General features: G+C 59.6%; 12 protein-coding genes and 2 pseudogenes. 9 read left to right on the forward strand and 5 right to left on the reverse strand.

Annotated features, from left to right (window positions below):
• The first annotated feature begins 170 nt into the window (after nucleotides 1–170).
• The 3 genes from SC318_RS20285 to SC318_RS20295 all read left to right on the forward strand — a co-directional run bounded on the left by SC318_RS20285 (nucleotide 171) and on the right by SC318_RS20295 (nucleotide 2828).
• Nucleotides 171–1340, forward strand: a complete 1170-nt coding sequence (locus SC318_RS20285) for an MFS transporter (protein ID WP_320428211.1) — start codon at nucleotides 171–173, stop codon at nucleotides 1338–1340.
• A gap of 54 nt (nucleotides 1341–1394) precedes the next feature.
• Nucleotides 1395–2342, forward strand: a complete 948-nt coding sequence (locus SC318_RS20290) for a hypothetical protein (protein ID WP_320428212.1) — start codon at nucleotides 1395–1397, stop codon at nucleotides 2340–2342.
• A 105-nt stretch (nucleotides 2343–2447) separates the two neighbouring features.
• Nucleotides 2448–2828, forward strand: a complete 381-nt coding sequence (locus tag SC318_RS20295) for a helix-turn-helix domain-containing protein (RefSeq protein WP_320428213.1) — start codon at nucleotides 2448–2450, stop codon at nucleotides 2826–2828.
• Nucleotides 2829–2921: 93 nt separating this feature from the next.
• Here the strand turns inward: SC318_RS20295 and SC318_RS20300 are convergent, their stop codons facing one another.
• The 3 genes from SC318_RS20300 to SC318_RS20310 form a co-directional block, all read right to left on the reverse strand.
• A complete protein-coding gene (locus SC318_RS20300; protein ID WP_320431269.1) occupies nucleotides 2922–4388 on the reverse strand; it encodes an amidase family protein in 1467 nt (488 codons plus the stop codon).
• Nucleotides 4389–4587: 199 nt separating this feature from the next.
• A complete protein-coding gene (locus SC318_RS20305) occupies nucleotides 4588–5046 on the reverse strand; it encodes a hypothetical protein (protein ID WP_320428214.1) in 459 nt (152 codons plus the stop codon).
• 368 nt (nucleotides 5047–5414) lie between these two features.
• The gene (locus tag SC318_RS20310; RefSeq protein WP_320428215.1) at nucleotides 5415–6473 is read right to left on the reverse strand and encodes an MBL fold metallo-hydrolase; all 1059 of its coding nucleotides are present in this window, start codon (nucleotides 6471–6473) and stop codon (nucleotides 5415–5417) included.
• A 121-nt stretch (nucleotides 6474–6594) separates the two neighbouring features.
• On the opposite strand from SC318_RS20310, the gene SC318_RS20315 reads away from it, so the two are divergent.
• From SC318_RS20315 to SC318_RS27120, 4 genes and pseudogenes are all read left to right on the forward strand, one after another.
• Nucleotides 6595–7221: a TetR/AcrR family transcriptional regulator gene (locus tag SC318_RS20315; protein ID WP_320428216.1), complete on the forward strand. Its 627-nt coding sequence runs from the start codon at nucleotides 6595–6597 to the stop codon at nucleotides 7219–7221.
• Between the two features lie 189 nt (nucleotides 7222–7410).
• A complete protein-coding gene (locus SC318_RS20320) occupies nucleotides 7411–8493 on the forward strand; it encodes a diguanylate cyclase (protein WP_320428217.1) in 1083 nt (360 codons plus the stop codon).
• A 236-nt stretch (nucleotides 8494–8729) separates the two neighbouring features.
• Nucleotides 8730–9500 (forward strand): annotated as a pseudogene (locus SC318_RS27115) (PAS domain-containing protein); the annotation flags it as partial.
• 111 nt (nucleotides 9501–9611) lie between these two features.
• A pseudogene (locus tag SC318_RS27120) lies at nucleotides 9612–10049 on the forward strand (methyl-accepting chemotaxis protein); the annotation flags it as partial.
• A gap of 66 nt (nucleotides 10050–10115) precedes the next feature.
• On the opposite strand, the gene SC318_RS20330 reads toward SC318_RS27120, so the two are convergent.
• Nucleotides 10116–11000 (reverse strand): LysR family transcriptional regulator, encoded by an 885-nt coding sequence (locus tag SC318_RS20330; protein WP_320428218.1) that lies wholly within the window; start codon nucleotides 10998–11000, stop codon nucleotides 10116–10118.
• Between the two features lie 80 nt (nucleotides 11001–11080).
• Between SC318_RS20330 and SC318_RS20335 the strand changes: the two genes are divergently transcribed.
• Together SC318_RS20335 and SC318_RS20340 are read left to right on the forward strand one after the other, a co-directional pair.
• The gene (locus SC318_RS20335; protein ID WP_320428219.1) at nucleotides 11081–11788 is read left to right on the forward strand and encodes a CTP synthase C-terminal region-related (seleno)protein; all 708 of its coding nucleotides are present in this window, start codon (nucleotides 11081–11083) and stop codon (nucleotides 11786–11788) included.
• A complete protein-coding gene (locus tag SC318_RS20340; protein WP_320428220.1) occupies nucleotides 11785–12108 on the forward strand; it encodes an antibiotic biosynthesis monooxygenase family protein in 324 nt (107 codons plus the stop codon). Before SC318_RS20335 ends, SC318_RS20340 begins: the two co-directional genes overlap by 4 nt.
• Nucleotides 12109–12134: 26 nt before the next feature.
• On the opposite strand, the gene SC318_RS20345 is transcribed toward SC318_RS20340, so the two are convergent.
• On the reverse strand, nucleotides 12135–12458 hold the full coding sequence (locus SC318_RS20345) for a DUF2025 family protein (RefSeq protein ID WP_320428221.1): 324 nt from the start codon (nucleotides 12456–12458) through the stop codon (nucleotides 12135–12137).
• Nucleotides 12459–12643: the final 185 nt, after the last annotated feature.

Here is a 12643-nt window from a genome sequence, read left to right on the forward strand (position 1 = left end):
TCCCGATTGCGGTATATCAGGTTACAGCCAGGCTAGCTGACCCACCGCTATCGGGGGCAAGCCCCCTCCCACATTGGATCTGTGTTCATATTGGATCTGTGTTCACATGGGATCCGTGTTCACAGATGATCTGCAGGATCCTGGATAAATAACAAGGACGCTTTCCGCCCGTGGCCACCTACTCCCTGGTAATTCGCCGCCTGTTGATCTGCTCGGTGACCATCGTGGTCAGCCGGTCCATGACCAGCCCGCTGCTGGCGCTTTGGCTGAGCACTCGCCTGGGTCTGAACCAACAGGACATCGGCCTGCTGATGGGCGTTGCGGTGTTTATCGCTACATTGCTCGGCTTGTATGGCGGCTACATCATCGACCGCTTGGAAAAGCGCAAGCTGCTGATCCTGGCCATGCTCTCCAGCTCCATCGGTTTTCTGTTACTGACGTTTGCCAGCAACCTCTACCTCACCACCCTGACCCTGGTGATTACCGAAGCCGCGTCGGCGCTGTTCCTGATCGGCTCCAAGGCGATCATCAGCGAAAACCTTCCGGTGGGCGAACGTGCCAAAGTATTTTCCCTGCGCTACACCCTGACCAACGTCGGCTACGCCACAGGCCCCATGTTTGGCGTGGTGATCGCCGGCGAGTTGCCCTGGGCACCGTTTCTGATCGCCAGCCTCATTGCCTTTGGCAGTCTGTTCCTGATGATTGGCATTGCGCCGACGGCACGGGATGCCAGTCATAAACCCCAGAGCTTTTTCAGCACCCTGCAGACCTTGCGCAGCGACCGCACGCTGATCCTGTTCACCAGCGGCAGCTTGTTGAGCACCATCGTCCACGGGCGCTACACCCTGTATCTGTCGCAGTTTTTGCTGGTGGCCTACAAGCCCGCCGAGGCCTTGAAGATTCTGTCTGCGGTGCTGGCCTGCAACGCCATTACGGTGATTTTAATGCAGTACCAGATCGGCCGTTTTCTCAAGCGTGAGCAACTGCGCTACTGGATCGTGCTGGGCACCTTGTTGTTCATCTGCGGTTTGATTGGTTTCAGCCTGGCCGACAGCCTGGTCACCTGGTGCCTGGCGATGTTCGTGTTCACCCTGGGCGAGATGATCATCTACCCTGCCGAGTTCCTGTTTATCGACACCATCGCCCCCGATGCATTACGCGGCAGTTACTACGGCGCGCAGAACCTGGCGGCGTTTGGCGGGGCGATGAGCCCGGTGATTTGCGGTTACTTGCTGATCAATGCCGCGCCGTCCAGCATGTTCTACGCGCTGGCGGGGTTGACCGCAGTCGGAGGCACCCTGTGTTTCCTGAGCGGGCGACGGGTTGCAAGTTCTTGCTGATATTTGCGCAGATTCTGGCTATTAATAGCCAACCCTCTCACGGACCCGAGCCCCATGAAATTCGACACGGCCTACAGCCTGAGTCTCGATGACAAACTGTCCATCTATGACGTACGAGACCTGAATTTCGACGAAACCGACGGGTTCGACTCCGACAAGGAGCGTTTTCTGTGCCCCAACGATGCGTGCCGTGCAGCCTTCGATTCGGGCAATACGCTGAGCACGTTCAACGCGAAAAACGTCAACTACCAGCGCACGCCGCATTTCAAGAACAAGACCAGCACCCAGCATATCGATGGTTGCCGCTACGCCAGCACGCACAAGGGCACGACCGGCGAAAGTGATGACGAGCGCGAGGAAAATTTCCCGTCGGAATTTGTACTCACACGGCGTCAATACCAGCGCAAGCCCCCCCTGGCAGGCACCGAGGACGTGGCCGTGCCAGAACCAACCAAAGCCCCCGCCAATCGCGCCTCCTCCACCCGCAGCAACGTTGAAACCACCCCGGACAAAACCAGCGTATTCGCCCACCCGGTGGAATGCTACGTGTCGAATATCGACGACAAGGACAAGCTCAAATCAATGCCGTTGAAAATCGGCGAGCACACCGCGACGTACTGGACGTTCTTCAAGAAAATCGAATACCTGCAGGACAACAAGGGCCTTATCTACTGGGGCAGGATCAAAACCATCAAGGATTACACCAACAGCTTTCGCATCGACTTCGAAAAGAAGGTATGGCTCGACAAAAAGCCCTACTCCGTCAACGTCTACCTGAGCAAAAAGCTCCTTGAGAGCTACCGCAAGCGCAGCGCTTTCCTGGAACAGATCAAGGCCGCAGCAAGCAGCGAACGGCCGTTGTACTGCTTTTTCTATGGGGTCACGCCGCAGCTCAAGCAGGTACCGAGCAAGAAGAACCCCGAGCAGACGTTCGGGGTATTCAGCGCGAATATTGAAAACCTGGATCATCTGATCATTCGCGAGGCGCCAGGCATGGAGTAGGCACAGCCTAAAAGGCGTTGATTGCCCTGAGTGGATGAGCGGTATAAACAACTGTATAAAAACACAGTATAGTTGTGTCTCCCCTGTCGAACCTGGAGAAATCCCATGTCCTCTCTGGCAATGAGCTCTTTCGTAGAACAGCAGATCGTCCTTCATCAATTCACCGCCAAACACTGCGCCCAGGCCCGCGTCATGCTGGGCTGGAGCCGCGAAGAACTGTCCCGCCAGGCCGGTGTTGCGGTGCAGGCCATCCAACAATTGGAGAGCCACGGCGAGGTGAGTGATGAAACGCGATTGGTCCTGGCGTTTTGCCTGGAAGCCCAAGGGCTGGTGTTTTTCCCAGGGTTTGCACCAGGGTGGGGGATGAGCAAACGCCGCTTCGACACCGCATCGGTTGAACCTTCGGCGCCCGGCATTATTGCTCGGTTGCTCGGCTCGCCCGCTGCATCCGTTGAGTGCGCAGGCCCTCAACCCAATGGCGCATAGCGTGCTGCCTGATGGCCGGGCAATCCCGGCACTGTCTCTGGGGATGGGCGTACAGATGCACGCGCTGCTGTACGCCCAGGAACAGAGGTCAGATCAGGTCCTGGCGTTGCCTGCCAAGACATCATCTGCATCATCTGCATCAGCTGTGATCACAGGCGCTGGCTTGAACGGAATGCCAGGCAGGAACGCCGGCTCTTTAATCGCCTGTGTCGCTTGCTCGTAAACATAGGCAGCCGACAGCAATGTAGCCTCGCTATTAGCCGCCCCGTAAAGGTAAAGCGCCGTTGGCATCCCTTCATCATCCATACCAGAGGGAATGGACATGCCTGGGTAACCTGCCGCAGCGCTGAAATAATAGTTGTTGGAGAGGAAGTTCGATGCCATGGCATCCAGATTATGCGCTCTCATCGGATCATCGATGGTTTTCTGGAAAATCGGGATGATGGCCTCCCAAAGCTTATCGCGCTGGTCCTGAGTCGTCTCCAGGCCGCTGATAAGTTCCAGCATGTTCTGGTCAGGCTCACCGGGCTTCTGGTGACGCTTATTGAATTCAATCAGCTCCAAAAGCGAGTTGACCGGCAGACCTTCGCGACCGGCAAGATACTCTTCCAGCCGGTGCTTGACGTCTGAAAACAACGCCTCGTTGTAGTCGGAGTAGGTTCGCTCAGGAACGCTCTGTTCGAGCGTACCCAAAGGCACCAGGATCGCACCTTGAGACTTCAATACCTCAAGCGCGTCCGCGTAGTGTTTGCTGTCCGCCCGCTTCGCGGGGTCTTGGCCTTCCTGCACGGACAATTCAGGCACAGGCGTGTAGCCAATTCGCTTGCCTTTCAGGGCATCGGCCCGCAGGCCCAAGGTGTAACGATTGGTCTGTGTCATGGCGTTGAGCGCTTCTGCCGCATCGCAAACATTGCGCGTGAACGTGCCAATGGTATCCATGCGTGAACTGGTCATGACCCCCTCGGTACTCAGCAGGCCCACGGAGGTTTTCAAGCCAAAAACACCGTTAAAGCCGGCTGGGGCGATGACCGACCCGCTGGTTTCCACCCCTAACGCCAACGGCACATGCCCTTGGGCAACCGCCACGGCAGAGCCCGAACTGGATCCTGCGACCGCGCCTCCCAGGCGATGAGGATTCAGGGTCTGGCCCCCTCGGGAGCTCCAGCCATCCACCGGTGATTCCGAGCGAAAGTTGGACAATTCGCTCATGTTGGTTTTACCGACCACCACCACCCCGGCCTTGAGCAAGCTGTCCACGACCTTGGCATTTTTGGTTGCAGCCTTGCCCACCAGCGCCTTGGAACCCGCGCTTGTCTGCATGCGGTCGTTGGTTTCAAACACATCCTTGAGCGCGATGGGGACGCCGTGCAAATACCCGCGCACATGGCCTCCTTTGCGCTCCGCATCCAGCGTTCTGGCTTCCTTGAGCGCGTCCGGGTTGGTTTCTATGAACGCGTTACCGCCCTGCAGTCCACGATCAATGTTGGCGATTTGTCTGAACGCGTCCTTCACCAGCCCCTCTGACGTGACCCCGCTGCCATTGGCCATCTCCCCTGCCATCTGACAGGCCCCCTTGAAGCCCTGCGGCGGATTTGCAAGCGCCTGGAACAAGCCTGTCGCCCACCCAACCGCCGAAAATGGTCCGATCATAAAATTCCCCTGTCGCTGACTGAATGAGAGCTATCGGCCGATAACTCGACACCAGTCTAAGAGGCCGTTCTGCCCTCTTTCTTCAGGCTAATCCGGCGGCCCGGAGCGATCATTCCGTACCTCGCGTAGGCGCCTCAGCGGATGCCAAATGGCGGTAGGTTTGCAGCAAAACCTTCACGCGATCAGCCGCCCAACGGGCGCCGTAGAACCAGAGCCTGGCCCCGTCTTCCAGTACCTGGCAGGCGCTGGGGTAGCCACTGATGCACGCGGCATGAAACGCCGCACTCTGATTGTCTGACACCAGGGCATCCAAACGATGGCTGGCCACAAGCTCATCGATAGCCCTGGCGGATTCAAGGGGGTTGTCCGTACGCTGCGCGTCCACTGCCACTAATTGCACCCCCGCCTGGCGCAGGATGATGAAGGCTCGGCGCAGGTTTTCGCTTTGGTCCGTGAGTTCGACACGACCACCGCCTACTAAGCGGCTGGCGTAGCCGATACGCCACCCTGCCAGCACCGCAGCGGTAGTCAACGCGCTGTTGTTCTGCACCAGAGGCACCTCGACCATCACCGGCTCAGCGGGGTCGACACCGCTATAAAGCCGGGTCTCGCGTGGGCTTGAGCATCGGTGCCAGGGCATTGTAACCGGGGATGAGCACCGTCCCCTCAGCGCGTGCGGCACCAAAGACGATAGTGCTCGGGCTCGCACTATCAGTTCGCGCTTGGGTTGAAGAGCCAGGTTCGAGGTAATCCGCCGGCGAGGTGGGCAGTGACGCCGGGGGGCAGGGGATTCCCGATCGCCTAAGTTTCTTGCAGTCGTCGCTCATTACAACCTACCCCCCAGAATTGATTTTCCGGGGGATCATCGCACTCCCTTCCGACGTTTGTCGCAGAGTTGAAACACGCTGAAAACACCTTTTTTTCAGACGCTTTCATTCAACCTGTTGCCTGTTCCTTCCCATCATGAGCCTCTACTTCCAGCCACCACGCATGCCCTCGTTCGGGCTGGTTGAGCCTGAACGCCTGCCCCATCGCCGGGGTAGTGATCGACACATTGCGCTCCCAGGCCAGTGCCATGATGCGGTCGAACGGCTCGTGCCAGGCGTGAAACGCCAGGTCGAACGTGCCGTTGTGAATCGGTAGCAGCCAGCGCCCCTTGAGGTCGATATGCGCCTGCAATGTCTGCTCCGGTTGCATATGGACGTGAGGCCAGTCCACGTTGTAGGCCCCGGTTTCCATCAGGGTCAGGTCAAACGGCCCGTATTGCTCGCCGATCCGCTTGAAACCATCGAAATACCCCGTGTCGCCGCTGAAAAAGATCCGCCGCGCGTCATCAATCATTACCCAGGAACACCAGAGGGTCTGGTTGCCGTCAAACAGGCCGCGCCCGGAAAAATGCTGCGCCGGCGTGGCGACAAAACGAATGCCGTCGACTTCAATGCCCTGCCACCAATCCAGTTGCCGCACCTGGTTGGCGTCCACCCCCCATTTGACCAGCGTGTCTCCCACTCCTAAAGGCGTCAGAAAGTACCGCGTCTTATCGGCCAATTGGGTGACAGCCTTTCGGTCAAGGTGGTCGTAGTGATTGTGGGAAAGGATCACCGCTTCCAACGGCGGCAACTCTTCAAGGCTGATCGGGGGCTGGTGGAAACGTTTGGGGCCGGCCCAACTGAAAGGCGAGGCGCGCTCGGCGAACACCGGGTCGGTGATCCAGAATTTACCGCGCATTTTCAACAGCACCGTTGAATGGCCCAGGCGGAACACACTGTGGTCAGGGGCTGCCACCAACTGCTCGCGGGTCAGGGGTTGTACTGGAATGTTGCCCACAGGCCTGGTGGCGCGCGGCTTGTTGAACGCCATGTTCCAGAAGATGCGCAGGGTCTTGCCAAAGCCGCCGTGGGGCACCGGCGCGTCGTTATGGAAATGCCCCTGGTCGCGCTCGGCCGGCTTGAGCGCAGTGGGTGTCGGGTCAACAGGGGTTGAAATCGTGGCCATTACAGAGTGACTCCTACGTCCGCTCACAAATTACACTGCACAGTGTAGTTTCTAGATTGCAACAAAACCCTGACCAAGTAAACTACCGAGTGTAATTTCATTTGCGAGCCGACCGCCCTCCATGACTGCCTCCCCACGCCTCACCGACCGTAAACGCGAAGCCATCGTGGGGGCGGCCATCGCCGAATTTCGGGCCAATGGCTTCGAGGTCACCAGCATGGACAAGATCGCCGCCACTGCCGGTGTTTCCAAGCGTACGGTCTACAACCACTTCCCCAGTAAGGAAGAGCTGTTCGCCGAAATCCTGCATCAGCTGTGGGCCAGCAGCGCCGCGCAACTGGATGTGGCGTACAGCAGCGAGCAGCCTTTGCGCGACCAACTGCGCGGGTTGCTGGAAGCGAAAATGAAGATGATGTCAGATGCCAACTTCCTCGACCTGGCGCGCGTGGCCATTGCCGCCACCATTCACTCGCCGGAACGTGCCCAGGACATGGTCAACCGCCTCAGCGAGCGTGAAGAAGGCTTTACTCAATGGGTTCGCGCTGCCCAGGAAGACGGTCGTCTGCGCTGCGGCGACCCGGCGTTCGCAGCCCACCAGATCCAAAGCATGCTCAAAGCCTTCGCGTTCTGGCCGCAGATTACCCTTGGCCAACCCACCCTCGACGCAACGTCCCAGGCCCGGGTGATCGAATCGGCGATCGACCTGTTCCTCGCAGGCTATGAAGTCAGCCCTCACCATCCCCGGTAAACGGCCTGATGCGAATGCGACATTCCAGGTCGCTTTCTGTATGCACGCCTTCTTTTCTGCGCGAATGGCCCGGAAGGACACTGATTATTGCCACAGGAATAATCGACAATAATCGCCCCTCCATCCGATCAACGGTTAACTCGCTGACGCACGCTGTTGTATCTGCACAAAGAGCTACCCCAGGACATTATGGAAAACAGACGAGGCAAGGGACTTTCATTTGCCAAGCGTATCTACACGCCAAGGATCATCGGACTGGGTGTCGGCTGCATCAGTGTGATCGGAGCGATGTACCCCTTGTCATTGCCCGGTTGGGTATGGGCGTTGCTGTTGTTCAATGGCTACGCCTGGGCGCATGTGGCCTACCTGATGTCGACACGTTCAACCTCCCCCTACCAGGCCGAGCAACGCAATTTTCTGTATGACTCGCTCTTCGGCGGCTTCTGGGCCGCAGCTACCCAATTCACCCCCCTGACGGCGGTCACCATTCTGTCGTTGATAGCGATGAACAACGTCGCAGCCGGCGGTCGGCGCTTGTTCATGCGCGGGCTGCTGGCCCAGGCCGTCGGTGTGGGGGTGGCTTGGGCGCTGTTCGGCATCCGGTTCAACCCAGACGTGGACCTGCTTGAGGTCTACACGTGCCTGCCGATGCTGACGCTCTACCCGATGGTGATCGGCATGGCCTGTTATCAACTGGCGATCAAGCTGTCGGAACATAAACGCGCCCTCAGCGCCTTGAGTCGCATCGACAGCCTGACAGGGCTGCTCAACCATGGCTCGTGGAAAGACCTGCTGAGCCTTGAGTTTCATCAGCGTCAGCAACAACACGGCGTCGCCACCATCGCCCTGATCGATATCGATCACTTCAAGCGCATCAACGACACACACGGGCACATTGTCGGGGATACGGTGCTGCGCCAGCTAAGCCTGGAATTGCGACGGCATCTGCGGGAAAACGACTTGGTCGGACGCTACGGTGGCGATGAGTTCTGCGTGATCCTTGCGCAAATGCAATCGGAAAAGGCGGCGAAAATCATGGAGCGCCTGCGCGAAACGCTCGGTAACTACCGCCATCCGCAGATTCCGGAATTACGCATAAGTCTGAGCATCGGCCTGGCAGGTTTCAAACCTGCCTTCAGCGATGCCGCGACCTGGCTTAATGCCGCGGATCGCGCGCTGTATGTGGCCAAACGCAACGGCCGCAACCAGGTGGTCACCAGCGAAGACACCCTCACGCATTCGACCCAAGTCGTCCTACAACTTCCCGTCTGAATCTTCTGCTGTCAGCCTGCCGCGATAGCATAATGCCGCCATTGGTCGCCTCCACCAAAATCAACCTCCCCAGAGGCGAACTTCTTGGCGGCCCAATCACTCTGAAGCCGTTGTTCCCCCTCTGTCAGCACAAGGAAGCTGGCAATGAGCAAGTCAACCGTGAGGCCCAGGTGCCCTACGGGGTCAGGCGCATTTACATGGATCCCTCATACGCATGCCTGCTCGAGCTCACGACCATGCTATTCAACGGCCACAAAAAAACCATCACCGCTTTACAACACGCCAATGCGCAACAGGCCAGCCTGCTGGAAGCGATCGAGCGATCAATGGCAGTCATCGAATTCGACCTGCAGGGCACTGTGCTGCGCGCCAATGAGAATTTCTTCAAGACCATGGGCTACCGCGCCGAACAGATTCAGGGCCAGCCACACCGGATGTTCTGCACCCCGGCGTTCGCTCGCAGCCCCGACTACAACCAGCTGTGGACGCACTTGCGCAATGGCCAATTCCAGTCGGGCACGTTTGAACGGGTGAGCGGCACCGGTCAGTCGGTGTGGCTGGAAGCCAGTTACAACCCGGTACGCGATGAAGCCGGTCGCGTCATCAAGGTGGTGAAGTACGCCATGGACGTCACTCCGCGCCTGCAAGCCGAAAGTGAAGCCAATGCCAAGCTGCAAGCCATCGACCGCGCCATGGCGATGATCGAATTCAACCTCGATGGCACCATCATCACCGCCAACGCCAACTTCCTGCAGCGCATGGGCTACAGCCTGACGCAAATCCAGGGCAAGCATCACCGCCTGTTCTGCACGCCTGAACTGGCCAACAGCTCAGCCTACAGCGATTTCTGGAAGCGCCTGAACCAGGGTGAACTGTTCAACGGCCAGTTCGAGCGGGTGGACAAGCACGGCAACACGCTGTGGCTGGAGGCCAACTACAACCCGGTGTATGACGCCAGCGGGCGCCTGTGCAAAGTGGTGAAGTTCGCCTCTGACGTCACCGCCCGTGTGCAGCAGCATGCGGCCGACGCGCAAAGCGCTGCGCAGGCGTACCACCTGTCGCTGAACACCCAGGACATGGCCGAAAAAGGCGCCGAAGTGATTCAGAAAACCGCCACCGGCATGCGCGACATTGCCGTCGACATCGACGCTTCTTCGCAACTGATCGCCAAGCTGGGCGAGCGCTCGCAGCAGATCACCACCATCGTCAACACCATTCGTGGCATCGCCGACCAGACCAACCTGCTGGCCCTCAACGCCGCCATCGAAGCGGCCCGCGCGGGCCAACAGGGCCGTGGGTTTGCCGTGGTCGCCGATGAGGTTCGCCAATTGGCGGCGCGTACCAGCGGCTCCACTGCCGAAATTTCCGGGATGATCGCCATGATCCAGGACGAAACCCGCCAGGCCATCGACAGCATGGACGCTACCCGCGACCGTGCAGCTCAGGGCGTGGAACTGGCCAACCAGGCCGGCACGGTGATATTGCAGATTCGTGAAGGCACCAGCGAGGCGGTGCAGGCAGTGAGCGCGTTTGCCAGTGATCGAGGCAACCACTGACCGCTTCTTCATAGGACTCGGTCGAAAGCTTGGGCCTGCCATGCCCCTGGCACAGTTGCGTAAAGCCTAATCGCGCAGTCTGCGCACATGGTGCCCCAGCTCATCGAACAGGGTCACCACTGAGCGCAACGCCCGGCAATCAGGACGCGTCAGCAACCACAGCGCCGTGTCGTGCCCTGCCAATGCAGGGCCAAGCGGTTGCAGGCCATTTCCGATCAGAAAGTCCGGCAACGCCGCCACCCCCAGCCCGGCGCGCACCAGTTCGGCCACCGACTGCATGCTGTTGCAACGGTAACTGGGGCGCACGCCCGGCAGATGCCCACGGCGCCAGGTGACTGTCGGGTGATCGGGCAAAAAATCGTCCGGTGCGATCCAGGCCAGGTCGCCCAACTCACGGCCTGCATGCCTGCGGGCATAGTCGGCACTGGCGCAGACCTGGTACGTCACCGTCCCCAGGCAACGTCCGACAAGATGCTCCGGCGGCTTGCGGGTCAGGCGCAGGGCGATGTCCGCATCGCGACGGCTGAGGTTGGCGAAATCGTTGGAGGTGCTCAGTTCCAGGATCAACGCCGGATACGCCGCCATGAACCTGGCCAGTGCCGGCAACAGCAGACCTTGCAGCACCGAATCGGTACAGGTCAGGCGCACCGTGCCGCTGATCACTTCACCGCCCTGCTCCACACCGATGCGCGCAGCCTCCAGGGCCTGTTCGGCGCGCTCGGCCTGCTGCGCCAAGTGGTTGGCCAAACCAGTGGGCAGGTAGCCGGTGCGGCTTTTTTCAAACAGCGTTTGACCAAGGGCCGCTTCCAAGCGCCGCACTGCCCGGAATACCGTGGACACATCCACCCGCAGCAGCCCCGCCGCCCGCGCCAGGGTGCCGCCGCGAACCAGGGCGAGGATCAACGACAGGTCGGGATAGTCCACTTGATAGTGCGCGGCTGCATTGAGCATGTGGGAAAACGCCAATATTGATTGCGTGAGCGCCAATTTATAGTGCCCACCGGGACACCACAACCCATGGGATGCACACGATGAATAACGCCCCGCTGCACCTCGCTCTGATCGGCGATTACAACCCTGATGTGATTGCGCACCGGGCCATCCCCGTGGCGCTGCAACAAGCCGCCCGAGTCCTGAACGTGAGCGTCGACGCGCAATGGCTGGACACCGACACCATCCCCTCCACGGCCTCGCTGCACGGGTTCGACGGTTTCTGGTGCGTGCCCGCCAGCCCGTACCGCGACATCGACGGCGCACTGCGGGCCATTCGGTTTGCCCGCGAACAGCGGCGGCCTTTCCTAGGCACCTGCGGTGGTTTTCAACACGCGGTGCTGGAATATGCCCGCAACGTGCTCGGCTGGGCGGATGCCGAGCACGGCGAGTTGGCACCGGGTGCTCAACGCGCCGTCATCACCCCCTTGAGTTGTGCGTTGGTGGAAGCAAGCGACGCCATACGCCTGGCGCCCTACACCCGTATCGCTGACGCCTATGGCAGCCTGGCTATCCACGAAGGCTATCATTGCCGCTACGGCATGAACCCCGAGTTCGCTCACGCCCTGCTTGAAGGAGAACTGATCGCCAGCGGCCATGATGCTGCGGGCGACCTTCGAGCAATGGAGCTGCTGAACCACCCCTTTTTCGTTGCCACCTTGTTCCAACCCGAGCGCGCCGCCCTCAAAGGCACCACGCCACCGCTGGCCCTTGCCCTGCTCAAGGCGTGCCAGGAGGCTTTGGCATGATCGCCCAGACCCCGGCGCCACCTTACTACGCGGTGATTTTCAGCTCGCTGCGCAGCGATGGCGACCAGGGCTATGGCCAGGCCGCCACGCACATGCTGGAACTGGCGCGTGAACAGCCGGGGTTTCTCGGTGTGGAATCAGCGCGGGAAGATGGCCTGGGGATCACCGTGTCCTACTGGAGCAGCGAAGCGGCGATCCTGGCCTGGAAACAGCAGGCCGAGCATCGGCAGGTGCGCGAAAAAGGGCGCTCCCTCTGGTACACGGCGTTTCATACCCGCGTGTGCAAGGTGGAGCGGGCCTATGCCTTCCACGCGCGATGATGGCCATTGCCAGCAAACCTGCGCGCTTAGCTGACCAGACTGCGCAACGCACTGATCTGCGGGATCTCGGCCCGGCGCATGTACACCCGCAGTGGCTCGCTGATGTTGAGGCGTTCATCAATGTGCAGGTCCTGCAGCAATTGAATGCGCGCACGCGACAGGATCATGGTGTGATCGGCAGCCGGGACCCAGACGAATTCAGCGGTGGGAATGATGCCGTCATCGGCCACGTCCATGCCGAAGGCATCTTCGCTGAAACGCACGATGTACTGGCCCGTCTTGCGGTTCAGGCCAACAAAACCGTGGAGTTGGTCGGCGGCCTGGCAGATAAGCTCGGAAGTGATGCGCATGGTAAACCTCACTGAAAAGTCCCACAGGGACTGGAAAGATGGTTTACACGCGTGGCAGAAAATACCGTCCTCTAACGGGGCGGCTTCGGCTAAGGGTACTGCAACGCATCACAAAAAAACTCACAAAATTGGCGCGTGCGCACGTTAATGTCGGTTTGGTGATAGCGCCTTTCGCAATCAATTGT

Source organism: Pseudomonas sp. MUP55 (assembly GCF_034043515.1).
In the GTDB taxonomy this organism is placed as follows: domain Bacteria; phylum Pseudomonadota; class Gammaproteobacteria; order Pseudomonadales; family Pseudomonadaceae; genus Aquipseudomonas.